This window comes from Paenibacillus sp. JT22N1 (assembly GCF_059692155.1).
The window spans coordinates 1-25,838 of record NZ_JCAUAW010000001.1 but is presented as its reverse complement, the minus strand read 5'-3'; the positions used below and the strand labels follow the sequence as shown (position 1 = coordinate 25,838).

The following is a 25,838-nucleotide window of genomic DNA, read 5'->3' as shown; positions in this document are numbered from 1 at the left end:
CCCCACACCTATTCTCGCAATTCAACCCTCGCCAATTGAGACTGAACCACTATCTTATCGTAATGATCTGGAAGATTCTTCTTCGAAGTCAGCAAGGTACCTAGAATCCCTCCAAGGAATCCAAGCGGTATAGAAACAATTCCTGGATTATTCAAAGGGAACAGCGCTTCCCTACGAATCCAACCGGACGATGGATCCATTACATTGGGACTTAGGATCACGAACAAGATCGAAGCAATAAGTCCCGTTAGCACTCCGATTATGGCTCCAGTTGAATTGAACCTGCGCCAATACAGCGTTAACAGCAGTAATGGCAAGTTCGCCGATGCGGCAACCGCAAAAGCCAGCGAGACAAGGAATGCCACGTTTAGCCTCTGCGCCCCTAAAGCAAGTACGATAGACAATACGCCGACCACTACCGCCGAACATTTGGCAACCAGCATCTGCTGGGCCTCTGTGGCTTTTCCCTTTTTCAATATACTGCTGTAGATATCATGTGAAAAAGCCGATGTAGCAGCCAGCACCAACCCAGAGACTACTGCTAGTATGGTCGCAAAAGCAACCGCTGAAATGAAGGCCATCCAAAACTCTCCGCCAAGCGCCTTTGCAAGTAAAGGTGCCGCCATATTGTCCTCACTCAATAATAAAGTTCGGTCAACGAAGGCGGCAGCACCAAAACCAAGAAAGATCGTCATCACATAAAAAGCGCCGATCAGCCAAGTTGCATGAATGATAGACGACCTGACGGTCTGCGCCTCCTTAACTGTATAAAACCTGGAGATGATATGCGGCAGCCCTGCCGTTCCCAGTATCAAAGCCAAATTAAAGGAAAGCGTATCCAAAGGTCCCGAAAATAAATTCCCAGGCTCCAAAAACTTCTCCTTTAACGGGGTTGCTTGCGAAACATACACATACAGATCAAAGAAATTCCAATTAAATCTGGAAAGTACCATCAAGCTGATCATTAAAGTACTGCACACGAGTAAAATAGCCTTGATGATTTGCACCCATGAAGTGGCAAGCATACCTCCGAAAGCCACATAAATGGTCATCAAGCTGCCCACTACGAGGATAGCCGTGGAGTATTCCACTCCAAGCAGTAAATGAATGATGCCCCCGGCCCCAACCAATTGGGCGATCATATAAAAAATCGTGATCAAAATATTGTTAATCGCAATCAAACCTCTGAGATTCTTCTCTTGAAACCGCACAGAAACAGCATCTGCCATCGTAAATCGTCCCAGATTATGCAGCGGCTCTGCGACTAGATAGAGTACGATCACGTAAGATGCTAGAAAGCCGATGGAGTAGAAAAAACCATCAAAGCCATAAATGGCAATTGTCCCCGTGATGCCAAGAAACGAAGCGGCACTCATATAATCACCGGAAATGGCAAGACCGTTTTGCAAGCCAGTGAGTCGATTTCCGGCAACGTAAAAGTCATTCGTATTCATCGTACGTTTAGCCGAATGGTACGTAATAACTAGCGTTCCGATCACGACGGCCACGAAAAAGACAAACGCAGAAATGTTTATAATAACCCGCTCCCTTCCTTGACTGCTCTATATTTTGCTACTAGAAGAATAGCACAGTTCAGCAGATAAAAGAGTAAAAACATGCAGCACGCCCTTGAAAGGCTGACTGCATGTTTTATGGGGCCAAGAGAACATCTTCTTACATGCCCGTATTTGCTTTTACATTAATTTCCGTATATTTGACATCATCTCTTTGTGTGGAAAGCATCGTTCCGATATAGGCTCCGAGGAATCCAAGCGGTATGGAGATAATGCCAGGATTGGCCAAATTAATAAGCGGATTGCCTACCAGAATCGCCTTCCCTGCCTCTCCCCAAATATTTGGGCCCACGACAACAAGAAGGATACAGCTTAATAGTCCACTCAACATACCAACAATCGCGCCCGTCGTGTTAAACCTTTTCCAGTAGACGGTGAAGAGAATGACTGGCAAATTGGCGCTTGCCGCAACAGCGAAGGCAATGGAGACCAAGAAAGCTACATTGAGTTTTTGAGCAAACAGTGCCAAGATAATGGAGAGCACGGCTACACCAATTGAAGCGAAACGGGCTATTTTCAATTCTTCCTTATCTGTTGCTTTGCCTTTACGAACGATTTGTCCGTAAAAATCATGGGAGAAGGCCGAAGCAGCAGAAAGCACCAATCCGGTAACTACCGCTAATATCGTGGCAAAAGCAACCGCGGAAATAAAAGCAAACAAGAAGTCCCCACCAAGCGCTTTGGCTAATAGCGGCGCAGCCATGTTTCCACCTTTATCTATCGCTGTGATATCCTTAGCGCCAACAAATGCTGCAGCTCCAAAACCAAGGAATAAGGTCATGACATAGAAAATACCGATAACCCATGTTGCCGAGACGACAGAACTTCTTGCCGTAGCAGCATTTTTTACTGTATAAAAACGAGTAAGAATATGCGGTAATCCAGCAGTTCCGAGCACCAAGGCAAGGTTAAGCGAGAGCGTTTCAACCGGAATCTTATATTTGTTGCCAGGATTTAAAAACGCCTCTTTCAAGGGTGTCGCTGTTTTCAATTGGGTAAACATTTCGGAAATACTGAAATTAAACTTAGCTAGAACGATAAGTGACAGGATCAGCGTCCCACCCATCAGAAGAACAGCTTTCGTAATTTGCACCCAACTCGTGGCTCGCATTCCGCCAAATACCACATAGATGGTCATCAGGATACCCACGATTAATACAGAGGTATAGTAATTAAAGCCGAATAATAGTTTGATCAAAGCACCCGCACCAACAAGCTGCGCGATCATGTAGAAAATGGAAATGGTGATCGTGTTTAATGCGGCAACCCCACGAACATTCTGATTAGCAAATCGAGCCGCGATCATATCCGCCATCGTATATTTCCCTAAATTCCGAAGCGGTTCCGCCACTAAATAGAGTACGACAAGATAAGCAACTAGAAAACCTAGACTATAGAAAAATCCATCAAATCCAGTCAAGGCGATCGTCCCTGCGATCCCCAGAAAGGAAGCTGCCGACATATAATCTCCAGCAATCGCAAGTCCGTTCTGCCAACCTGTTAATCCTCCTCCGCCCGTATAGAACTCACTCGAGCTATCCGTTTTCTTAGCTGCATAATACGTAATAATCATCGTTAATAAAATAATGCAAAGAAATAGAATGACGGCTGTTGGACTCATAACGAATTACCCCCAGTTTCCGATTTTATTTCTTCAATTTGTCGGTCGAATTCCTTGGATTTCCTGGAGTAAATGATACAGAGAGCCCAAGTCATCAGAAACTGGGCAAATGCGTACACCCACGCCCACGAAATAGGGCCGATTGCCGGATTATTCAATACTTTCGTGTAAGAGGTTAAGATGGGTAGAGTAAAGTAAAAAAGGAGGAAAAAGACTGTCATCGGAATGATGAATCTTTTCTTGCTGCCGATTAATTTCTTGAATTTTTCTGACTGTGCCACTTCCCCATATTGAATAGGCTTGCCGTTTGACATTGTTTAGTCCCTCCTAATGTAAGCGTCTTCAAATTGATTATATGCGAATTTTCAACCTTTGTATTAAGACTGTCGCGAATCGTCATATTCCCTGTCTGAATTGCCTAAAAAGGAGCTTTAAACGGTTTCATTTTCATTTGAGCAGCCTAAACAGCTCTTTGGCCATCTCCCGCGAAACAGGTATTTGCGTTCTTTTTTCATTTTTCAAAATCAAATTAAAAGCGCCATTGAACCACGGAACTAATTCATCAATACCATTTAAATTAACCAAATAACTGCGATGAGGACGAAAAAAAGGTAGTTCCCCGAGCTTATTTTCTAATTCCTGCAGGCTCATTTTGGACATATAAATCTGGTTGGAATACGTATAGATATGGATGCTTTTCTCTTCCCTCTCAGCATAAAGGATGGTCTCAGGATCAAGCAGGACATGCTTCTCCCCATCTATGATCAATAGTTTATTCCAGTTCCTTGCTTTGGAGGAAAATTGCATTTTGCTAGGCAGTGATGTCGTCAGTGGGCTATTGGAAAGCTTGCTGCGAATCCGTGCCAGTGATTCCTTTAGACGCTCGTGACTATAAGGTTTAAGTAAATAATCAACAGCATTCAACCCAAATGCCTCAACCGCATGATCATCGTGGGCAGTTGTGAATACAATTAGGGGCGTCTGTAAAGCCGTTTTCAGCATACGGGCGGCTTGCAGGCCATCTAATTCCGGCATTTGAATGTCCAAAAATATAGCATCTGGCTCCCATTCTTTTACAAGCTCCAATAACTCCTTACCGTTGGAGGCATGCGGCAGCAGCTCTAAATCCTCTTCCATCCCCAACAGGTAGATCAGCTCTTTGCGGGCGAGCCACTCATCTTCAGCAATCATGACCTTAATGGGTCTCATCAGCGTATCCCCTCCTCTCGGAACTTGTCCCAGGAATGTTAAATGAAAATCTACATCCGCCATTTACATTATTTTCGATAAAAAGTCGAGATTCCTCGCCAAACAAGCCGATCAGCCGTTGATTGACATTGTAAACACCAATCCCGTTCCCCTCGCTGCTATTTACCGGACCTTTGCCTAATTGCTCTAGCAATTCAGGAGGTATGCCGCTTCCGTTATCTTCAATTGATATTTGTAAAGTATCCTCATGGTTCAACACTTCTATTCGGATTCGACCTCCGTGATTCCTATCTTTCAGTCCATGTTTGATACAGTTCTCAACCAAGGGCTGCAGCGTAACGGGAGGAATCATAGCTATCAGCAAATCAGAGTCCAACTGAACTTCCATCGTGATCTGATCCTTGAATCGAATCTGGATAATTTCCAAGTACGAGCTAAGGTGCATGATTTCCTGTTGGATCGAAATGGTATGAGACGCAATCAGCTTGATGTTAAGCCTCATGTAAGTACTAAGCTGCATAGTAATATGCCTTGCCATATCAGGCTCTATTCGAATCAGGGAGACTATTGAGTTCAAAGTATTGAATAAGAAATGAGGATTGATTTGCGACTGCAGGATCCTTAGTTCGGATTCCTTCATTAATGCCTCCATACTCTCATGCATGGCCACACTGAGCTGATAGGACAGCAGTTTGCCTAATCCTTCTGCAAGTACGATTTCAACCGAACGAATTTCCTGTGGTTTTTTAAAATATAGCTTGATCAAACCAGCAACTTGTCCAGCCTGCTTTATCGGAACGATGATCGCTGCTCTAAGCAATCTATGATTCGATTGGATATCCTCGTGGTTAAGAGCGATTTGCAGCTTACCTGTGCCTATGGCTTGCCTCGAAAGCTCAGAGCGAATCGGCTCACCGGGTATGAGAATCCTATCACCGAGTCCAGCGTGAGCAAGAATGTTCTCCGTATCGGTTACCGCAACCGCAGCCGTCTTAAGCTCCCTTAGCAGTAACCTAGCAATCGCATCTGCCGATTGATAAGTAAGTCCCTGCTTCAGATGAGGCAGCGCAGCTTCTGCAATATACAGGGCGCGCTGAGTTTCATAAGCAGCAGCGCGTTCCTCTTCCCGAAATACAACACGCAGCATCGTTGTGAATATCGCGATGGAGATGCTGTTCGTAAGCACCATCGGAATGCCGATCAAGTCCACAAGTTCAATCGCCTTCTCGGATGGCGCTGATACAATAAGGATAATTCCCATCTGTACGATGGGCGCGAACATGCCGATAAAAATGGCTTTAGCCGGAGAAATGACCCGTTCCTGCAAGAAAAATCTCGCCACTCCGCCCGCTAATAATCCGGTCAGCGGAGCAGCGATTCCACCCGCTAAACCTGTAAATCCACTCATCATATATAAGTGGCTTCCCGTAATTAAACCTGCACCGATGCCCACAATAGGACCTCCCATTAAACCTCCGATGACAACGCCAACCAGAGCGGAATGGGCTAATGCTTGATCGGCTTGCAGATGAAAGATCCAAAAGGAAGACGAGATAGCTCCCCCTTCGATCACCACACCTGCATAGGTGCCAAGTATGCCGAACAAGCCAAATAAACAGATGAAATAAATCGTATTCATAACGGACATTTTTCTGTCCAGAAGCTGACGAACGATAGGAATTCGCGTCAGGATAAACGTTACGATCAACAGAATACCCATTCGCTCAAAAAGCAGAAGTGCAAGTGCTTCCATATCACCCCTCCTGTGGTTTATTATATCATAGCCTTCCTATGTGCACTTAGCCCCCGGATTCTTACATATCTCTTACTACGTCTATGTCGCAGACTTGCCGTTGATCTGGGTTTCAATGGTGGCCTCTGGGGGAAGGGAAGGAAGCAGGCTCTCCAATTCAAATAACTGATCAATATGATATACGCCATGTGATAACGCAGAACGGTAAACTTTATCCGACACTGAAGCAGCCACCGTTGCGGTAATCTTGGCTTCGTTTATACCCTGTAAAAAGCTCTCAACCAACACATCTTCCTGCCCCCTTTTTCCCCATGTATCGATTTTTACGGCAAACATTTCTTTTCCGAATCGTATCTTACCGAACAATTGAATCGTAGCATTACGAATCATCTTTAACTTCAATAATCGGAACATTCCTGATGCTCTCAACCACGCCAACAAACCGGTCACCGCGATCGAATCGAAACAGAGACGTGTGGAAACAAATGGCACACCAAGCGTTCTCGTAAGTGCATGCTGGTCTGAAAAATTAAACCGATATGCCTTTCTATGCCCTAACTCTGATCCAAAATCCGTTTTTTTGCCGTCCGTGAAGCTAGATACGACGATCCTATTCCCATCTTTTACGATGCCAAAATCCGTTCCCAGGTTATCAACGGTCCATTCGATAGCGGCTTGCCCATGTTGATCTCCCATTCCCAACATAATGTATATATCTATGGCATTCGTCTGATCCATCAGATGTTTGGCGCGAAGTGCCAGCAAATTTGTCAGCCCTGGAGCGAGTCCTACACTCAACACGGCCGTTACATGACTTGCGGCGGCTTCCGCATGCAATCCTTCCAACTGCGATAGAAACGAATCGTTCGCAGAAACATCCACATAATGAACCCCGCTTTTGAAACATGTTCGAACAAATGCAGTGTCCGCCTGATCCAGACACATCACGACCAGCTTGACGTCTTTCAAAATGTCCGGATCGACCGCCTCCTTGATATTTAGCTGTAAGGGCCTTACTTTCCCATTGGTTGTGCTGCTGAATTGCTCAGCACGGCTGAAGCTTCTTCCTGCCGCATAAACCTTACCTGGATATATCTCACCCAGATCCCTGCAGATCATTTTTCCTACATGCCCATATCCGCCAACCACCACTATGTCATTCTTCATATCGATCTCTCCTAATATTTGAATTGGTATAGTTGCTAAACTAAATAGTCAAAAAAAATTATCTCTGTAAAAACTCGTTTAATTTTTCAATACATTTCTCGAATATTTCGATCTCCTGATCGCTTACCTGAGTACGAAGCTGATCGTAAAAATCGACATGTACTTCTTCGTGAGCTGTGAAAGCCTCCTTCCCTTTCTTGGTAAGTGAAATCACAATCCCCCTCGAATCATGTGGATGCGACGTTCGTGTTACCAACTCTTTAGCTTCCAAGCGGACGATAAGCTGCGATACAGCGCCTTTCGTAACGCCCAGTCGGGCAGCGAGCTCGCTCATCAATACGGCACCCTCGTAACCAATCGCCTCGATTGTGTGAATTTCGCTCGGAGTCAGGGATCCCGCGTTTCCAAAAGTTTGAGGATGGCGTTCGAGCCGCCTGAGCTGCATGATTAATCTTCCAAGATTACGGCTTCCTTTATTCCTACTATGTGACGGAGAGACAGTTTTATTATCCATGATTTTAGTTTAGTTCCTAAACTTATTAATTGTCAAGTTCGAATCAAGCAGATTTAACAAAAAAAGTCTGCCTGATCTCCGATGCGTAGCCACGGGAGATTGGGCAGACTTTCTTAAGGTTTATTTTACTCTTCAGCAGGAAATAAAACAGCAATTAAATGAATAACTCCATCTGCTTAACATCCCCTAATCGCTCCAACGAAATCGGTGCGTAATCACGGAAATAAGCCTGATTAATTTCCTTTTCTTTGGTCATGACTAGCTTGCTTCCATTAGCCGCTTGTCTAAGCCTGCAGCTGAAGACGACAGGGAAATAGTCTTTAAGAAACTTCCCTTCCGCATGCGCGGTGAGCGCGATAATTTGGAAGCCGAGCTGCTCGGCAATAAAAAATACAGGACTCAATACATGGTCGCTTGAAGCTTTTCCGAAAGGATTATCCAAGATTACCGTGCGATGTCTTTTCATATTCGCTTGAATATGTTGACGTTTCTCGGCGACATAGTTGAGTAATCCCAAGAATAAGGTCATATTCTTGCTCCATTTTTCCCCACCGGACCAATTATTAGACTGCTCCCAAGAGAAGGAAGCCTTCGTTACGTTATTCTCATTGGTTACTTTGCGGCAGGATACTTTCATTGGCCTTTCTTGCAAAACAATGTGCAGAAGCTGCTTGGTATCCAACCATTTTTCAATCTCCTTGCGAACCGTCGATTTCACTTCTTGACCGTTGTCATCACGGTAATGACCTTTGTCCAGTTCGGCCAAAATCCATTCCAGATGCTTGCGCAGATGGTCCTTGGCCTCAAGTTCATCCCATTCTGGAATTTGAAACGAGTAAATGTGCTTCCACTGATCCTCGACCTTGACTCTCGTTTTATTAGGAATATCTCGAAGTTCAGAAGCAATCAGCTTGATATGGCTATGCACATGAATAATATACTGTTCCAGCTGCTGATTATGTGTGCGCATCGTTTCTTCTGCGACATGATTGACACGTTCAATCCGGCTGTGCATTTTCTGTTGAAATTGCGTTAGCTCCAGATAGTTGTCTTTTTTCTCGACACCTTGTTCGGCCATATCTCTCATTTTGATATCTTTGATTTGCTTCCGGCAAAAATCGATAAAATGAACTCTCGCCTTTTTTACCGATATCTCTTCTGCTTCAAGTTCCTTCACAACGGCGGATAGCAAAGACACGGATTTTCGGACCATTTTCATCCTGTCATTCGGAAACTCGGCTTTCAGCTCTTGTGTGATAAATGACGCCTGAATGAGCGGATTTTCAAAACCATGCATGATTTTATATTGATTTAAGTATTGGATAACGTCTTCAACTTTACCTAATTGGGCCTGAATTTGTGTATGCTGCTGCTGTAATCCCGTCTTCTGTTGTTGCAGGCGTGTATCTTCGCTTTGGACTTGCTCTTGCACCACAGTCAGAGACTCCGTGAAGGCTAAAGGTAGCTCACCCGAATGCGCAGCGCCATACTGCTCAATGAGTAGTTTAATTGTCGTCGCTAGTGCATCAAATTGCTTCTCAACTCGCGTAAATTCTTCTTTGTCACGAGACAACCGAGATTCATAGTCCTTAAGCTCCGATAACAGCTGCGACATCTGTTCTTCACCGGTCACAGAAAACGCAAGATCCTCATTCAAATCCAAGTCCGCTTGTTCGAGTCGAAGCTTATTCATCTCCTTCTCCAGTGTTGTTCTGCTGGTCTTGGCATGATTCCACTCCGCTTCAAGCTGCTGGCGCCCTTGGGATATGCGATTTAACTTGAGATTTAAATCCTTCCGTTCAGTTTTCAACCACTCTATGCTATGACTCGCTTCAATGGGCTGCACATCGACAGTTTCCATGTACAGATCTTGATTTTGAAGACTTGATTTCTCGGTTCTCAAATAGTTCATTCTGCTTTTCACGGATTCGAACTGCAGCTTCACTTGCTCCATAGAGCGCTGCCTGCTATCCAACTTGCTTTGCTGATCTTCTGCCTGTTCAGCAAGCTGATCGATGGCCCCGTTCAATGCGTCGATTTCTTTCCCCAGCTCAACATATGTCCGCCCTTTTTCAATCCATTGCTGAAGCTGAACCATTTCACCTTTTTGCTCGTCCATGATGTTACTGTGCTGCTGAATCGTTTGCTCAGCCTGTCGCACCGATTTCCTGATTGAATCCTCTTGGCTCTCTAATTCACGCACTTGTTCGCGCTTAAGTCCAACTTGTCTTTCCATTTCTTGTACGGCCTCAAGCGGGTATGAAGCAATGAATCGACTGAAAGAAGTTTGTAAATCAGAAGTACGCTGCAATTCACTTTCCTTTACTTTACGTGCTGTCAGGACCTCTTCACCTTTTTGAGATATCGTTTGTTTCCAGCTCACAAATTCCTCGACTTCCGCGTTTTCACGCCAATGCATCGGTTCAACCCAAGCTTTTTCTTGCACAGCTATCGGCGTATCCATATTGGCTAGACGCGATGCTTCTTGTGATGAGATGACTTGAATCGGGAACTGCATATCCTCCGCATACTGCCGCAGCTTGCTCGTTAATAACCCAACCTCATCTTCTGTCGTAATCAAAGTCACTGACCACAGAGGATGTGTCATTGCTCGCTCGGTAAGGTCTAAGCCCTGCAAATATTGAATGCCTGTCTCCAATAACGCGAATTGATTACGCCATTTGTCCACCAATCCTGCCACATAGACATCTGCAAAAAAGGTATGTTGGTAGCTATAATCATCGATATAACGGAAAGCCAGACGCTCTTTCAACAAGTAAGCTTCCTTCTCCAGGTGCAGCTTTTCCAAATCCTCCCTAAGCCGTTCTTCAATCGAACTCTGCTTCTCATAAACGGATGAGAGTCTCCCCCATGAAGACCTGTACGCAGCAATTTCAGTAAGCATGGATTGATGTTCTTTTTTAAATGCTTCGAGATTTTGCTCTGAGCTGGCGTGTTCCACATAGGCGATCTTGAGGTTTTCACTCACTCGTTCCAGTTCTCTCCCGCTTTCCTCTTTACCGAATGCCAAATCCTTGTTCTTCTGCACAAGCTGCACATTGCTGTCATCCAATTTCTGATAACGCTGAATCCAATCCGTCATACTGCCTTCCATGCTCTCGACTGCTGGATTTGCCAAAACATTGATCCTAAGCACGTCCCTATCTTTCTCGCGAGCCTGCACAATGGATCTATGTTCAATGAGCTGCTTGTTCAATTCCTCAAGTTCGCTCGATAGATCTCTCAGCATCGTTTCCTCTAAGGCCGTCCGATTCTGATGAGCATCTAATTCCTGCCTGAGTTTCTCTTCCTCCACCTGCCACTCTTGCTCCATCTTGCTGTAAATACTGCGAATTTGCCCGCCATTATTGTTCCATGCTTCCCGGAGAACATCCTCTTCCTCGGTATTTCCAAATTGATCAAGTTCGCGCTGCAAATAATTCATGCGCTCATCTGCAGAGGTCCACTGCTGCTTGTAGTCGGCTAAACGCAGAGAGTAGTAGTGCTGCTTAGCACTTCGCACTTGCGCCTCTTTCCGCTCAACGTCTTCCTCGACCAATCTCAGCTTTGTTTCCAAAGCGGATTGCTCCTGTTTTTGCTTTGCAATCTGAAGGGATTCTTTCTTCCGAGCCAATAACAGCAACTGCTGGTCGCATTCTGACATTTGACGGTGCCATTGTGAAAGCTTAGTGGTTTCCTCATTTTTCTGCTCATTCACTAATAACCAATAGGCCTTCGTTTCAGCCTGGGCAGCTGCATAAGTCATCTGTTTGGCATCCATTTTGGCAAAATGAAGCACATAGCCATCCAATTCAACGAGGATTTTCTTATTTTCTTCGATTTTCTCTTTTAATTCTTTATATTTTTTGAAGCTGTCCCTGTGCATTTCAAAATTATTCGCGAACTCACCTTGTTCATATCCGGCCATCGCATCTTCTACTGTTGGGATCAACAAGCGATCGAACAACTGGCTCGTCGTTTTACATTCATCAAAAAAGCTCTCTACACCGCCCTCTGAGCTATTGATCTTCGCAATTCGATCCCACTCTGATGCGATAATGTGGTAATCGTTTTCCAATACTTTTTTGTATTCTTTAATCGAGGGAGGCAGCTTCGCGTTCATTCTTTTCGACGTCATCTGTTGGTAATAATCATGGATTTCGCCTTTATCGGCAGCTCTCAAGTTGCCTTCACTTTCCTTGACAAAAGGTATCCGATCAATGGCATCGGCATCAAGCTCCGGATAATCATAGACATACCGATAAGAATCTATCCCTGTTGCTGTCAGAAACAAACTAACGCAAGTGACCACATATCTCCGTGGCCGTTCACTCAGAATCCACTCGATTGCTATATGCGCAGGGCCATTTTCGAGACTTAACGTATCCTTCATTTTACGACCGGCAAGTTCCGCATGCGGCAGTATGGCTTGAATGGCAGACTGGATAAAGACCGTCTTACCTCCTCCATTTTCCAGAAGGATCGCACCATTATGCCCATCGAAATGAAACAATTCATCGTTGTAGCGCTTATTTCCATCCTCATAGACCACATTCGTAAAACGTATTTTAGAGATGGCTGGCATGTTCGCTTCCCTCCTCCTCATTCGCATTGCTTTGATATAAAAACTCCAAAATGCCGCGGTTATATTCCAGCTCCATAAAATAACGCTGAACAACCACTTTGGCCTTTTCGGTTAACGTAATTTCCTGATTACCAATATCGATCACTAACTCTTGCGCGACCAGAAACTTGCGGACAGAATCCATAAAGCTAACTCGGCTAATTGTATTCCCGCTTTGCCTCGCAGCTGTTTCCTTGATATCGTCCATGGCACTCCATTTTTCAATCAAAGCCGTCCAGTTATAAGAAAACTCCTGCTCCATCTCTCTTAATTCAGCTTCAGGGTGCGTCTTCAATAACGCAATTCGCTCATTCACAAGCTCCGTCCACTCTTCAATTCCGATAAAGCTTCTGGTTGGCTCCATCGTTTGGTAGCTGTCATAAAAGGCTCCAATCAACACGATGATACTGACATACATCAGATAGAGATCCGCATTCACGGCATTCGCCCGCAGATAGGTACGTTTAATCACTTCGTTGTTCATATGAAAAGGCGATAGCCGTGTCTCCGGAATCATATACAGCTGTTCGCCGGCAATAACCGTTACGCAATCGACTTCTCGCGCGAATTGATCCACAAGTCCACGTACCACGTCGTCCGCCATGTATTCTTGGAGCCATTCTTTGCCAACCGCGTTATCGCGAGCGAGCAAAGTATAGATGCGAAAAGCCCTCATTACTGTCCCATTTTCAAGTCCAATTGTCATCCTGTTCTCCCCACGAAATCAACATATTCTGTATGCTAAACCTATCGTTTACCTTAATGATTTCCTTTAGCTCAATTACGACCAAACAGCGGCTTCCCAGAAGCATATACATGTCTTCCAGCAACGTACCCTGCTCTTCATTCTGCTGCTTATCTCTATCATCCGCCCTAAGGGGACTTCTTTGATGCAGATAGATCCAGAAATCATAGAAAGCTCTCTCATCCAACAGTCTTGCATGTTCGCTCATTTCGAACAGCTGAATAAAAGGTTTCAATTCAACTTCCCCCAGCTCTTCCATCATTTGCAGCAGCTGCTCCATCAGAAGCTTGTACAACTTTTTCAGCATCGTCTGGTACCGGTATTCATCGCTATCTCCGCCAAGTTCCAGAAACTTGTCATCCCGCTCTTGTCCGCTGCCGTCTTCCAGCATATTTTGCTCAGCCCACACGGTCAAAAGCGACCACGTCTTCGTCTCTTGAATCGGCAAGAACGGGGCCAGCACACCTTTCATCGTCTCCAAAGGCAGTGGCGTACTAAAGATAAGCGAAGCAATATCCTGATCAAAATTAAAGGAATCCAACCCGGTATAATATAAGGATTCTTGCGCTGCGCCAAGTGCATGTGATTTCAACACCATACTCTGATGAAATAGATCCGAATGCTCGCCATGCACCTTCTCCAGCTCATTGGAAATGCGTAAAATTAACTCATAAGGCCGTTGATCTGCTTGTCTAACCGTTTGTGCCTGAACGCGATCCTTCGTCTCCTTCACGAATTGCCTCAGTTCTTCAAACTCTTCATTCTCCATCTGCAATCGCAAATAAATATCTTCCAGCAGACCTTTATAACGTCCGAACGTTTCTTCCGAAACGATGTTTCTTTTCAATTCGTGCTCCAGCTTGACCATCCGCTCCTGCAATGCTTCTACATCGATTCGCATTTCATTAATTTGCCGCAGTGCGCCTTCGAACTCACCCTTTTCCAATTGCTTGCGAAGCACCAACTGATGAATCGATAATTGAAATTCGGTATAAAATTCCTTGGTCGCAAAAATAAGCTCCAACCCATCTTCGTCGAGCGTGTAGTACTGCGTATTCGTTTTTAAGTCGAAGGCATTGGCTTTCAGAATCGATATATAAATATGCTCCGTCTGACCGGATTCCCAATTCATAAACGTAAAATCCCGTTTCTTCCCTGTCGTCGGGCGAAACACTTGCGTGATCTGCCTGGCCAGATCCTCAAATCCGACATCGTCCAAATCGATGAAGATCCCCGTCACTTTCAAAAGAAACTCGGCTAAGTCTTTGACACCCGCCTTATTGTTTCGCATCAACTTCTGCTCAAAAAAATAAAGCAGCGTCAACAGCCCAAGCTCCATGAAATCTATCGGTTTATTTTGCCGGTCTGTTTGCCGCTTTCTCTGAAGCTCATAGAGCGGATCAAAAAGTGCCAGCTTGGTCATACGTTCCCTAAACCCGGAAATAACCTGACCAATTTCTACGTAATCCATGCTGTGTGCCTCCAAATCGTACAAAGCTCGTGTGTGGGTAAACACATGCTCCTGTTTGAGAATATATGCCTATTATATCAAAATTTCAAAGGTTGAAGGATTGGTAGGCCTTTGGGAAGTCATTCCATCCAATAAAAAAAGTCTGTTTGAGCGATTAAGCCCAAACAGACTTTATCATAATGATGTTTCCACTTCGATTTCCAACAGATCTTTTTCGTCACTTGTTAGTATAGCACCATAGGCGAATGTTTGTACTCATTAAACGCAAAAAAGGGCTAACCCTCAGCCATTTTCATGGCTTTTGGGACAGCACCTTCCTGCAATAGCAGCTCTATCCTGCCTTCGATTCGCTTCCATGCTCACCGGATTGTCAATCTTTTACCGACCCCTGCATAAGCCCGGCAATAAACTGCCGACTGAAGATTGAGAACACAACAATGAGCGGTACCGTAGCCATCAGCGTTGCAGCCATAACCATTGAGTAGTCCGTGCTGTACACGCCATTCATTGAGGCAATCAGCATCTGGATCGTGAATTTGTTCTGTACCGAGATGACGACGAGCGGCCACAAATAATCATTCCAGGAATTCAAGAACGTAATGATACCTAGCGTTGCTAGCGCCGGACGAAGCACCGGAAGCGCTACTCGATAGTACAGGTCGAAAGAGTTACAACCGTCAATTCGCCCTGCATTAATAAGCTCATCATGCAGCACAGAGGTCGCATACTGTCGCATCCAGAAGATGCCAAACGCACTTGCCGCACCCGGAATGATCAAGGCTTTCAGGTCATTGATCCAGCCCAGCTTTTGTATAATGATGAACTGGGGAATTAGCCCCAACTGCTGCGGCACCATCATGGTCATCAACAGAAAGAAGAACAGGAACGGCTTGGCTGGAAATGAAAATTTGGCAAAGGCGAAGCCCGCCATCGAGCAAAAAAACAGAACCAGAAGCGTATGCACACCTGCCACGATCAAGCTGTTGCCGAACGACCGGAAAAACCCGACATGATCGATAACCTTTCCGATATTAACCAGCAGCTGATCGCTAGGCAGAAACCTCGGGGGAAACCGGAACATATCCGAAGTCGTTGCTGTAGACATCACGAACAGCCAGTAAAAAGGAAATAGTGACAATAGAGAACCGACCAGCATCCCGATGTGAATAAGGAACGTTCCTGAAGCCCAAGAGGACTTCGCTGGGGTCTTGGTTAGGACGACGGCATCTCTGCTTCGGCGAGTGACCGTTACTTTGGAAGATTCCGTGCTCATCAGATGCCCTCCCCTCTCGAAACGAATTTCCAATTCAAGAAGGAGAATATACCAATGATCAGGAACAGCATCCATGCGATAGCGGAAGCATAGCCGAACAGCTGATTGCCGAAGGCTTGATTATACAGATACAGCACCAGCGTCAGCCCGCCTTTGGTTGCCCCGCCAGTATTGCCAACGAGGATTAAGGGCTCGGTAAACAGCTGCATGCCGCCGATCGTCGAAAGGATCACAGTGAACAGAATGATCGGCTTTAACAAAGGTAGCGTAATGCTGAAAAACTGCTGCTTCCGGCTAGCCCCGTCAATCGTGGCTGCTTCATACAAGTCATGTGGGATACTCTGCAGTCCGGCCAAGTAAATGATGGCATTGTAGCCCGTCCACCGCCAAATGACCATGAGCGATACAGCGACCTTCACCCAGAACGGATCGTTGATCCATTCAATCCGGGGCAGCCCAATGACCTGGAGCAGCCCGTTAATCAGCCCGAATTGGCTGCCGAAAAACGACCCGAAGATGATGGCTACAGCCACAATCGACGTAATATTCGGCAGAAAATAGACCGCTCGATAAAAGTCCTTGAACCGCACGAAAGCGGCATTGAGCAGAAATGCGACGACCAGTGCCAGAAACAGCTGCGGTAAGGTCGAGAAAAACCAGATGACGAAGGTGTTGCCGACCGATTTCCAGAAATCCGGATCATCGGTCAGCAAATTACGGAAATTGCGAAGTCCCACGAACTCCATCGGCCCGAGCCCATCCCACGAGTGGAAAGCCAGGTACAGCGAGAACAGGATCGGAAACAAGCCGAATACGATAAACAAGATATAAAATGGAGATATCATCAGGTAGGGCGCCAGATACGTCTTCAACCCTCTCATCGCAGCCACATCCCTATTTGTTTTTCAATTTGGTCTTGGCCTTCTCGATGAGGGCCGCGAATTCTTTGTCAGGATCCTTGCTCTTATCGACCGTCACGGCCTGCATGCCATCGCTAATAATATCTTCCACGGTTTGATAGAAAGGTCCTTTACGCTGCACTTTCACATCCTTGGCTACCTCAGAGAACAAGATGCCGAGCTTCTGGTTGCCCCAGAATTCATACCCCGCCTCTGTGAACGCTTTATCGCCATAGACCGACGGAGTCGAAGGGAAATTGCCTGAAATCTTGAATACTTCTAACTGCTGCTGGGGTGAAAGCATCCAACTAATAGCTGTGTAAGCTTCCTTGGCGTTCTTCGTTTCCTTCGGAATAAGTAAGAACGAACCGCCCATGTTGCCGGTGCCTTCTGGAATTTTGGCTGCTCGCCATTTGCCCTTCGTATCCGGTGCGCGGGTTTCGACGTGCCCTTTGCCCCAAGCGGCAGAGATGTACGTAGCGATTTTGCCCGAATTCAGAGCGGCAGAGTACTCCTGCAGCGCATTTTTCTGGTCATAAGCTCCAGCGATGCCCATTTCACGGGCTTTTTTATAATAATCCAGCGCTTTCTTGATTTGCGGGTTGGATTCCATTGTTAAATTCTCGTCTTTATCAAAGTACAGTTCATTGCCCTGGTCGCGAATCGCGCCATATAATTCATAAGGGTTGGATAAAATACTTGCGCCTGTTTTCTCCTTCAATGTTTTGCCAGCAGCGAGGAAGTCGTCCCAATTCTTAATCTTGGCCGCAACATCGTTAGGCTCCGATGGGAGTCCGGCTTGTTGGAAAAGATCTTGGCGGTAGTAAAGCACCATCGGACCGATGTCCGTAGGAAATCCAAGCTGCTTACTGCCAACGCTGCCTTGCTTCCATTTCCAATCCAGATAATCCTTGGACAGATCCTTAGCTCCATACTCGTTCAGGTCGTAAAATTTATCAGGATACTTCAAGAATTGGTCCATCTGTGAAATATCGATCATCGCAATGTCCGGAGCCCCCGAACCTGCCGACATAGCCGTTAACACCTTCTTATGGGCGTCCTCCCACTTATAAATCTGTGGAATAATCTCGATGTTCGGATGGGTGCGGTTAAACTCTGGTATAATCTTTTCAAATGATGCCCCCTGCCAAAACCACATTTGCAGTTGAACCTTTTTCCCGCTGTTTCCACCTGCTTCATTTTTTACTGCGCTTTGCGTACCTCCGCTGCTGCATGCACTAAGAAGAACTAGAAGAGAAACCAAGAGCAGAAACATGGACTTGCGTTTAGGCATCCGATTCATTCGATAAACGCTCCCTTCACCATTTTCAACTGGACTTTCAAATTAGTAAGCCCTTACATTTAGTATAGGCAGGACATTACAGCTCGTATAGGTAACGAATCTTCGATTTCTTGGACTCTTCTCAGGAATGTTCCACCGTCCGATAATCCCCGGGGGCCATGCCGACGAAGGTTTTGAAGATGCGGCTGAAATAGGCTGGGTCCTTGTACCCTACCCGAATGCATACCTCATATACCTTCAAGTTCGTCTCGCGCAGCCATCTCTTGGCCTCCGTGAGCCTGATCTGCGTCAAGTACTGGGTATAGGTAAGCCCCATCTCCTGATGAAATAAATTACTCAAATAATTGGCATTCACTTGGAATTGCTGGGCAAAATCGGACAAATTCACCGCTTCGTTGGCATATTCGTTATGTACGTATTTCAAGAGCGCCTTAATAATCGGCGGAAATGAGTCCCCTCTTTCCTTCCTTGTAATTTCGTTGAAGCCCAAGCTCATCATGCTGCGCATATACATCAGCCCAAGATCACTTATCTCCTTGGTGCAGCCGCCATGCCCTATCTTCACTTCGATGCGGAGCTTTGCTTCCATCCACTTCGAAATTTCCTGCACCCGCTGCTCCCAGGCCACTTTATCATCGTACTCGGTGAACAGAACCACAGTGATGAGCCGGTCCTCTTCGCATACTGCCGCCGTCCCCAATCCGCTGAACGATTCATGAGCACATTCTCGGATAAAGTAACGTACCGAGGTCTCCCCCAGAGACCGCAAATCCTTGGTCGAAAAGGAGACGAGCCGGATGGTGGCATATTGCGGAATCAGCCCTTCATCGAAGGTTGGCACCGGCACCCCGTGGAGCAGGTCGTGCATTCGTTTCTCCAGCAACGCCCGGCTGCGGATCACATTCACCTGCTCAGATTCCATCCGCCTTCGGTACTTCCCATAAGCTTCGTTGTACACCTCTAGCAGCTTCTCCTTGGAAAGAGGCTTAAGCAGGTAGGCTGCCACTTGATGCTGCATCGCTTTCATTGCATAATCGAATTCCGCGTGCCCCGTCAGCACATACACTTCGGTTTGCAGTGAATGCTGCTGGATATATTCGGCAAGCTGCAAGCCGTCGCCCGCCGGCATGCGGATATCTGTAATAACGAGCTGCACCGTCCTCTGCTGCAGTATTGTAATCGCCTCCTGCCCGCTAGAAGCATCCAGCACTTCACCCACGCCTTCGAATCGAGCCAATGTTCTGCACATTGGAAGACGTACATTCGCTTCATCGTCTACAATCAGAACAGTAAACATACGGTTACCCTCCTCCCTCTACATGGTTTAGCGTCTCAAACTGCTGCATAATCCCTTTCCACGTTAAATCAGGATCTGCACCGTCAGATTCAACCCGCCGAAGACCGTCGCGAATCCATCTTTCAATCATCGTATAATCGTAATCATCGTAGCCGGATTTGTAGCGAAGCGCCGTGTAAGAATAAATTTGACCGACAGGTGCATCATTGAAAAAGGGATCGTGAACCTCCAGGAAATTAGAAGAGGAGTACGATTCCGGTGTGGAAGGAAAATTTCCACTGCCGATAAAATTCGCCAGCTGCTGCTGCGGAGCCGTTAGCCAGCTGGCTAACTTATACGCCGCATGGGGAGATGAGCTTGTCTTCGGTATCGCCAAGTATGTCCCCGTTAAATTGGATGGCAGACCAGGTGCCCGGGTCAGATCCCACTTTCCCGCTGTAGCAGGAGCATTCTTCTTCATCATGCCGTGAAGCCAAGAGGGGGCTAATACGAGGGCGAATTTTCGATTGACCGCTCCTTCGGCCCAAGATGTGGTTTGCGACTGCAGCCCAGCACTGAGGCCACGTTTGTGGAAAAACACCGCCCGATCCCAAGCTTCCTTAACATGAGGACTTAATTCGTGCTCCACAGGCAGCACATATTGACCGTCAAACTGGTTGAGATAGCTAAGGAAGATATTGGTGATATTATCGAATAATACGGCCCCCGTCCGCTGCTTCAGTAGGACTCCTGCCTGCTCCAGCACATCCCAATCGGACAGATAGGACGCCACCTCTTCCCGTTCTGTTGGTAAACCGGCCTCTTGAAATAAGTCATGGCGGTACGCAAGCGCCACTGGCCCGATATCTACAGGCATGGCATACAAGAAGCCACCATTCTTGCTTTCCGCTTGCCGCCATTTCCAGTCCAGATAATGAACCCGCTCGTCGCCGTAATCATAGAGATTATAGAACTGGTTCTGGAAGCGCTTTAATTGATTCAGCTGCGAAGCCTCCAACAGAACAAGATCAGGGGAATCGGCCTTCGTGGCCAGCGAAGTCATGAGACTCGGCACCACATCGTCGTATTGAAAAGTAACCATCTCAACATCCATCTGAGGATTGTCAGCCTCATACTTCTTAATCAGCGGCTCCAGTCCACTTCCCGGCCACAGCCAGATACGCAGTGTACTGGGCTTCGGAGAGCTTTTCACACTCGGCATGACCATTTCGGGGGAGCAGGAGCACAGCAGGCTGATCATTTCCAGTACTAGCAAAAGCCGAAGAAATAATTTAGGCAGCGCCATCATCCCCTCTCTTACCCAGCATTAACAATCCTTGCTCCCTATCTAACTGAGATGGCGGGTCCAGCAGAGGAAGCGATAATACCACCTGCAGTCCTCCCAATAGACTTGGCATCAGACGAATTCCGTAGCCTGGACCAAAGAAAGCCTGCAGCTGCTTATGCAGATTGCTTAACCCGATGCCACCCGCCTTCTTCTCAAAGCCTTGCTCCCGATGAATCGAGTCTTCAAGCGACTGCAGGGCCGCAAGCGGCATGCCTACGCCATTGTCTTCCACTGAGCACAGGATCTTGCCGCCCTGACGGTAGATCCGGACCCGAATTAGCCAGTCCCCCTCGTCCTTGTGCTCTAAGCCATGGTGGAAGGCATTCTCGACGAGCGGCTGCAGGACGAGCCGGATCACGCTTTGCTGCTGCAATCCTTCCTCTACGTCGATACTAACGTTGAATTTCTCACCGAAGCGCGCCCGCTGGAGCAATAAATACCGGTCCAACTGCGCCAGATCCTCCCCGAGCGTCACGAAATCGGTCGACGGATGGACGCTGTAGCGAAGCAGTTCTCCGAGCGCGAGTGTCATTTCCTGGGCCTTCTCCGGCCTCTCGTCCTCAATCGTCCAGTAAATCAGATTGAGTGAATTGTATAAGAAATGCGGTCTGAACTGCGCTTTCAACGCGACAAGCTCCGCCCTCTGAGCACTGATCTGCTGCTCGGAGAGCCGTTGAACGACTTCCTCCAGCTGACGCACCATGCCATTGTAGTTTGAATACAGCTGCGTAATCTCCCGGCTCGCAAAAGGCCGGTCGATCGGCTTAATCCCTTCCTTGCTCAGCTTGTTCATCCCGTCGGCCAATTGACGGATTGGCTTCGTTAGCGTCCATGTGAAGTACGCTACCAGCGCGAGGGCAATCCCGATACCTGCAGCCATGGTCAGCAGCGCGTTCGCCCACATTTGCGAAGCGTCACTGTACACCGCTTCGGGTTTGAAATAAGCGATGGTGGTCCAATCGCTGTAATTGGACTTGGCATAGGTCACAAGCATCCGCTTGCGATCCTCCCTCGTCGTCCATTCGAAGAAAGGCTGCGCATTCCCGCCGAACTTGGCAAACAGCCCTTGATCTGCCGCCGTTCCAATCTCGCGAGGCTCCGTCGAATACACAATATTCCCTATGGAATCCATTACCTGCACCTTTCGCTCGATGCGCTGTCCCGTTTCACCAATCATCCGGTTCATTTTCTCCACAGGAAACACCACGAACTGATCCCCCAGTACGGTGAGGTTTCGAGAGTCCTTCAGCTTTCGGGCCCCAATAATGGCAGGAATCTCACCGTCTCGCCAAGCCGGACCATACACCCATAACATATGACCATCGAGCTCCTCCATTTTCCTGTACCAAGTGACAGCACTCACTGCGTCATCCGCTTTCGGCCAAAACAACTGGAGCGACTCGTTAGACGAGTAAGCATTGCCTTCCCGGTCGAAAAGGTGAATGAGCATTTCACCTGCGATATAGCGCGTTTTCTCCGCTAGGTAGCGGTTCAGGGCAAGCTGTTCTTGCCCTCCTTGCTTCGTAATCGGCTTGTTCAAAGCGGTCTGCACCTTTTCATCGAACGCAATCATCTGGGAGGCTTGATCATATTGACGCAGCAGCACATCAATCTTAGCCGACAATTGATCGACAGACTCCTGCGTATAGCCAGCCGTACGATTCAGCGCTAGCTGTGAAGTTAAGCGATAGTTGAACAGATTGGTAAGCGCAATAGCTAGAGCCGCAATGAGAAACATACCGGCCAGCAACTGGATGAAGATAGGAATAGGTCGTCGACGTATCATGGTTCACCTCGCTTCCAAGCTTTAACACTTTATGGATCTCAACCAACGCGCTTCGTCCCTCTACGGACAGCGTTGTTCTGAAACATTATTCTAGATAAGGACAATATCCCCTTCAATCGATGTGAAAATGAAGAATATGAACTAAACAATCTGAATATTCGACATTTTTCGGCTACCTAAAAAAAGAGAGAATTTGCGCTGTAATTTCAGACGCAACAAAAAAGTCTGCCTGATCTCCGATCGCTGACACGGGAGATTAGGCAGACTTTTTTGTTATTATAAAAAACAAGACCTATATGATCACTCCACAGGATGGAACTATAAGTCTTGTGTGGTAACATCGTAAAACTTAATTGCTTGAAGATTCTAGTTGATAAATTGTGTGTATTTCAGCAATCGCTTAAGCATGACAGTTGCCTGCGCACGGCTTGCATTCTCTGTAGGTGCAAATGTTGTGTCTGTCATACCATTGATAATTTTAGCATCAATAGATTGAGCTACTGCACTCTGTGCCCATGTGCTAATTGAAGCGCTATCTGTGAATGACTTCAGCAATTCTGTCTGACCTTGTCCTGCAGCCACAGACTTACCTGCTACCTTTAACGCTCTAGAGATCATGACCGCCATTTGTTCACGAGTTATTTTGTCATTTGGTTTAAAAGAACTATCCTCAAACCCACTAACCAAACCTGCATCAGCTGCTGCGCCTACTGAACCAGCGAACCATTCCTCTTTTACATCCGCAAATTTATTCGTCTTTGCTTCTGGTAAACTTAATGAACGTACAAGCAGTGAAGCAAATTCTGCACGAGTAATATCACTATTAGGAGCAAAACTAGTATCGCTAATCCCTTTTACAACTAGTTTAGACGCTAATAACTCAACATCTTCTTTTGCCCAGTGGCCATTTAGATCATTAAAAGACTTTTTCGATTGTACCACTGAATAAATACTATTTGTTTTGCGTTTCATGGTAACAATAGGTACTCCGTCAACAGTTGTGAATATTGCTGGTACGAAGGAGATCTCACCTGTTACCGCGTCATACAATACCGCTGTTGCTTCGGATGAGTTAGTAACTTGAAGAAGTGTGATACTTCTTGATACATAGGTATCCCCGAAACTTTTAATATCTTGCTTCTTACCATTTGATTCAACAGTAATACTGAATTCAATTGCATTCCCTAGCAGATTAATACCTGCATCCTTAGCTTTAGCGGCAATTTGCTCTGCTACTGCTCCACTTACCTTTTCGATTTTCACTGTGACTTTAGCATTTTTAACATCGCCGCCAAGACCTTGGACAATCGCATCAATATTTAGAGCTTTAATCGGTAAATCATAGCTTGCAGCATCCGATTTAATGCTTATGATCGCTTCAGGAGCTGCAGCTGCTGCATTCACCAAAATATTCGCAGGGAGCTCGATATTGGTTACCGCACCAGTTCCTTTTGCCTCAATAGTAATTGTTTGGCTTGCTTTTGCATTATTCTTGATCTGCTCAAACGCTGAGCTCAATTTATCTGCATTTACAGTTACTTTTGTAATCTCTTTACCGTCAGATGATGTTTCTTTGGTTTGCGTTGTTGCATCGCTTCCTAAAGTCACATTGCCATTGCTATCATTCGTAGTAGGTGTTGTTGATGGAGCTCCGCCGCCACCGCCGGAGGAACCACTTCCGCTTCCGCCATTACTTCCACCATTGCCGCTGTTATTAGAAGCAGTCACTGCAAAATCGTCTGATGCTACTTCCGAACCTTGCCCAACTACAACCTTGTAGGTTCCAAGCTGTGCATTGGCAGGTAAAGTGAAGTTCTTTGTAAAAGCTCCATTGGATGGGTTAGCAACATCGAAATATAGAACCGTAGTATCAGGACGAACAACCTTGATAATAACTTCTGAGAGACTGCTTGTTCCTGCAACAGAAATTGTATTTCCTGGATTTTTACCTGTAATATCGGTAAGTATGACTTTATCCGATGCGGCCAAACTAGTTAGGGGCATTGAAGTCATTAGTAGTCCAAATATAGTAGTAATGCTCAGTAAACGCTTCTTCACTTGACATCCTCACTTTCATGTTGAATCGAACCCGACACATGTCAGGTTCGATTTATTTATTGTTAACTTGTTACTATTCTAATGTTTTTGCATTAGCCAAATTGTTACCAACATTAGTTAAATCGTTGCTGTATGCATCCACTACGAACACTTTAACTGAATAGCCTGCACCTGAAACATTGAAATGTGCAGTGAGTGTTTCATTGGATTGAATATTTTGTTCCATAGCAACAATACTCACTGGTTCCGAACCATTCATCAACTGGAAGATAACAACTTCATTACCTGAGTGTGCTACAACTGTCGAAGGCATCACTGTAACTGTTGCTTTAATTCCGCTAACTCTGTTAAGCGTTCCATCGATTGTGAATGGTTTAGGAGATATTTTCTTTGCTTCAAATGCTGTTACTGCTGCGCTCAAAGTATCAGTCGCATTGTTTATCGTAGCTTGGTCTGCGTTCGCATCTTGAAGTACTGCATCTGCTGAATTAATTGCCGCTTCAAGAGTATCAACATCTACTTGTGCGTATTGACCTACATCCGTACCTACAACTGCTCCGTTTAATATAACTCCTGCTGATTGAATTGCATGAATTAAGTTAACTCTGCTAACTGTTGGCGCTGTTACTTGCCCTCTATCAAATGCCACTACCGCGTTACCCAAAGTAGTTACAGCTGCGTCCACTTCGGTTTGCGTCGAAGCTGTGTTATTTTTCACGTTAGTTGCTGCCGTAATTGCGGCTGCCAGAATTGCTTTCGAGCCAGTCGGATATTGACCTACAGCTGTTCCTTCTACTGCAGTATCAAGTTTGCCTTGAGCTAATGTAATGGCATTTGTCAGTGAAGATTTGTTTACTGCTACTACTGCTGTACTTTGGAAAGTGGTTACCGCTGTGCTCAATGTAGTTACCGCATTGTTTACTGCAGTTTGATCTGTATTCGTATCTGCAACTACACCCAGTGCTGCTATAATTGCCGTTGTCAATGTATCAACATCTGACTGTGCGAATTGACCTGGACTTGTTCCCACAATTGCTCTAGCTTTTACTGCCTGTGCTGCATCAATTGTAGCTTCTAATTCTGTTACATCCACGACTGCTGCTACAATTACTGTTCTCGTTACTTCTGTAGCTGCATGTCCTGCTGCATCACTCACGTTGTACGTTATTACATATGTTCCCGCTGCACTTGTGTTTACTGTATCTCCAGCCTTAACT

Annotated in this window: 18 protein-coding genes; all 18 read right to left on the bottom strand. The window is 46.1% G+C overall.

Annotated elements, in window-relative coordinates; translation table 11 throughout:
- Positions 1–8 precede the first annotated feature (8 nt).
- The gene (locus AC58UU_RS00090; RefSeq protein WP_497313088.1) at positions 9–1,535 is read right to left on the bottom strand and encodes a solute symporter family protein; all 1,527 of its coding nucleotides are present in this window, start codon (positions 1,533–1,535) and stop codon (positions 9–11) included.
- A gap of 139 nt (positions 1,536–1,674) precedes the next feature.
- On the bottom strand, positions 1,675–3,195 hold the full coding sequence (locus AC58UU_RS00085; protein WP_497311887.1) for a solute symporter family protein: 1,521 nt from the start codon (positions 3,193–3,195) through the stop codon (positions 1,675–1,677).
- Positions 3,192–3,509, bottom strand: coding sequence for a DUF485 domain-containing protein (locus AC58UU_RS00080; RefSeq protein WP_497311885.1), 318 nt, complete (start codon positions 3,507–3,509; stop codon positions 3,192–3,194). The genes AC58UU_RS00085 and AC58UU_RS00080 overlap by 4 nt, the downstream gene beginning before the upstream one ends.
- A gap of 133 nt (positions 3,510–3,642) precedes the next feature.
- Positions 3,643–4,404 carry a LytR/AlgR family response regulator transcription factor gene (locus tag AC58UU_RS00075; RefSeq protein WP_497311883.1) on the bottom strand — a complete coding sequence of 254 codons (762 nt, stop codon included), beginning with the start codon at positions 4,402–4,404 and terminating at the stop codon, positions 3,643–3,645.
- Complete coding sequence (locus tag AC58UU_RS00070; protein WP_497311881.1) at positions 4,391–6,157, bottom strand: LytS/YhcK type 5TM receptor domain-containing protein; 1,767 nt, start codon at positions 6,155–6,157, stop codon at positions 4,391–4,393. The genes AC58UU_RS00075 and AC58UU_RS00070 overlap by 14 nt, the downstream gene beginning before the upstream one ends.
- 81 nt (positions 6,158–6,238) lie before the next feature.
- Positions 6,239–7,324: a saccharopine dehydrogenase family protein gene (locus AC58UU_RS00065; protein ID WP_497311879.1), complete on the bottom strand. Its 1,086-nt coding sequence runs from the start codon at positions 7,322–7,324 to the stop codon at positions 6,239–6,241.
- A gap of 58 nt (positions 7,325–7,382) precedes the next feature.
- The gene (locus AC58UU_RS00060) at positions 7,383–7,769 is read right to left on the bottom strand and encodes a MarR family winged helix-turn-helix transcriptional regulator (RefSeq protein WP_497311877.1); all 387 of its coding nucleotides are present in this window, start codon (positions 7,767–7,769) and stop codon (positions 7,383–7,385) included.
- Positions 7,770–7,992: 223 nt separating this feature from the next.
- Complete coding sequence (locus AC58UU_RS00055; RefSeq protein ID WP_497311875.1) at positions 7,993–12,423, bottom strand: coiled-coil domain-containing protein; 4,431 nt, start codon at positions 12,421–12,423, stop codon at positions 7,993–7,995.
- Positions 12,407–13,168 carry a DUF6063 family protein gene (locus AC58UU_RS00050; RefSeq protein WP_497311873.1) on the bottom strand — a complete coding sequence of 254 codons (762 nt, stop codon included), beginning with the start codon at positions 13,166–13,168 and terminating at the stop codon, positions 12,407–12,409. The genes AC58UU_RS00055 and AC58UU_RS00050 overlap by 17 nt, the downstream gene beginning before the upstream one ends.
- Positions 13,152–14,678 carry a replicative DNA helicase gene (locus AC58UU_RS00045; RefSeq protein WP_497311871.1) on the bottom strand — a complete coding sequence of 509 codons (1,527 nt, stop codon included), beginning with the start codon at positions 14,676–14,678 and terminating at the stop codon, positions 13,152–13,154. The genes AC58UU_RS00050 and AC58UU_RS00045 overlap by 17 nt, the downstream gene beginning before the upstream one ends.
- 370 nt (positions 14,679–15,048) lie before the next feature.
- The gene (locus AC58UU_RS00040; RefSeq protein ID WP_497313087.1) at positions 15,049–15,834 is read right to left on the bottom strand and encodes a carbohydrate ABC transporter permease; all 786 of its coding nucleotides are present in this window, start codon (positions 15,832–15,834) and stop codon (positions 15,049–15,051) included.
- Positions 15,835–15,950: 116 nt separating this feature from the next.
- Positions 15,951–16,832 (bottom strand): carbohydrate ABC transporter permease, encoded by an 882-nt coding sequence (locus AC58UU_RS00035; protein ID WP_497311869.1) that lies wholly within the window; start codon positions 16,830–16,832, stop codon positions 15,951–15,953.
- A 13-nt stretch (positions 16,833–16,845) separates the two neighbouring features.
- On the bottom strand, positions 16,846–18,153 hold the full coding sequence (locus AC58UU_RS00030) for an ABC transporter substrate-binding protein (protein ID WP_171643028.1): 1,308 nt from the start codon (positions 18,151–18,153) through the stop codon (positions 16,846–16,848).
- A gap of 121 nt (positions 18,154–18,274) precedes the next feature.
- Positions 18,275–19,450 carry a response regulator transcription factor gene (locus AC58UU_RS00025; protein WP_497311867.1) on the bottom strand — a complete coding sequence of 392 codons (1,176 nt, stop codon included), beginning with the start codon at positions 19,448–19,450 and terminating at the stop codon, positions 18,275–18,277.
- Positions 19,451–19,454: 4 nt separating this feature from the next.
- Positions 19,455–20,705: an ABC transporter substrate-binding protein gene (locus tag AC58UU_RS00020; RefSeq protein WP_497311865.1), complete on the bottom strand. Its 1,251-nt coding sequence runs from the start codon at positions 20,703–20,705 to the stop codon at positions 19,455–19,457.
- A 16-nt stretch (positions 20,706–20,721) separates the two neighbouring features.
- Complete coding sequence (locus tag AC58UU_RS00015) at positions 20,722–22,563, bottom strand: cache domain-containing sensor histidine kinase (RefSeq protein ID WP_497311863.1); 1,842 nt, start codon at positions 22,561–22,563, stop codon at positions 20,722–20,724.
- 366 nt (positions 22,564–22,929) lie between these two features.
- Entirely contained in the window at positions 22,930–24,621 is a 1,692-nt protein-coding gene (locus AC58UU_RS00010) for an S-layer homology domain-containing protein (protein WP_497311861.1), read from the bottom strand.
- A gap of 73 nt (positions 24,622–24,694) precedes the next feature.
- Positions 24,695–25,838: DUF4972 domain-containing protein (locus AC58UU_RS00005; RefSeq protein ID WP_497311859.1), on the bottom strand; the 1,144-nt coding region annotated here is incomplete at its 5' end.

Excerpts from the sequence above, each read along its gene's own strand:
- AC58UU_RS00040 (WP_497313087.1), bottom strand. The coding sequence starts at position 15,834 with ATGCTGGTCGGTTCTCTATTGTCACTATTTCCTTTTTACTGGCTGTTC.
- AC58UU_RS00015 (WP_497311863.1), bottom strand. The coding sequence starts at position 22,563 with ATGATACGTCGACGACCTATTCCTATCTTCATCCAGTTGCTGGCCGGT.
- AC58UU_RS00035 (WP_497311869.1), bottom strand. The coding sequence starts at position 16,832 with ATGAGAGGGTTGAAGACGTATCTGGCGCCCTACCTGATGATATCTCCA.
- AC58UU_RS00060 (WP_497311877.1), bottom strand. The coding sequence starts at position 7,769 with ATGCAGCTCAGGCGGCTCGAACGCCATCCTCAAACTTTTGGAAACGCG.
- AC58UU_RS00055 (WP_497311875.1), bottom strand. The coding sequence starts at position 12,423 with ATGCCAGCCATCTCTAAAATACGTTTTACGAATGTGGTCTATGAGGAT.
- AC58UU_RS00030 (WP_171643028.1), bottom strand. The coding sequence starts at position 18,153 with ATGAATCGGATGCCTAAACGCAAGTCCATGTTTCTGCTCTTGGTTTCT.
- AC58UU_RS00080 (WP_497311885.1), bottom strand. The coding sequence starts at position 3,509 with ATGTCAAACGGCAAGCCTATTCAATATGGGGAAGTGGCACAGTCAGAA.
- AC58UU_RS00045 (WP_497311871.1), bottom strand. The coding sequence starts at position 14,678 with ATGGATTACGTAGAAATTGGTCAGGTTATTTCCGGGTTTAGGGAACGT.
- AC58UU_RS00065 (WP_497311879.1), bottom strand. The coding sequence starts at position 7,324 with ATGAAGAATGACATAGTGGTGGTTGGCGGATATGGGCATGTAGGAAAA.
- AC58UU_RS00025 (WP_497311867.1), bottom strand. The coding sequence starts at position 19,450 with ATGTTTACTGTTCTGATTGTAGACGATGAAGCGAATGTACGTCTTCCA.
- AC58UU_RS00050 (WP_497311873.1), bottom strand. The coding sequence starts at position 13,168 with ATGACAATTGGACTTGAAAATGGGACAGTAATGAGGGCTTTTCGCATC.
- AC58UU_RS00070 (WP_497311881.1), bottom strand. The coding sequence starts at position 6,157 with ATGGAAGCACTTGCACTTCTGCTTTTTGAGCGAATGGGTATTCTGTTG.
- AC58UU_RS00085 (WP_497311887.1), bottom strand. The coding sequence starts at position 3,195 with ATGAGTCCAACAGCCGTCATTCTATTTCTTTGCATTATTTTATTAACG.
- AC58UU_RS00075 (WP_497311883.1), bottom strand. The coding sequence starts at position 4,404 with ATGAGACCCATTAAGGTCATGATTGCTGAAGATGAGTGGCTCGCCCGC.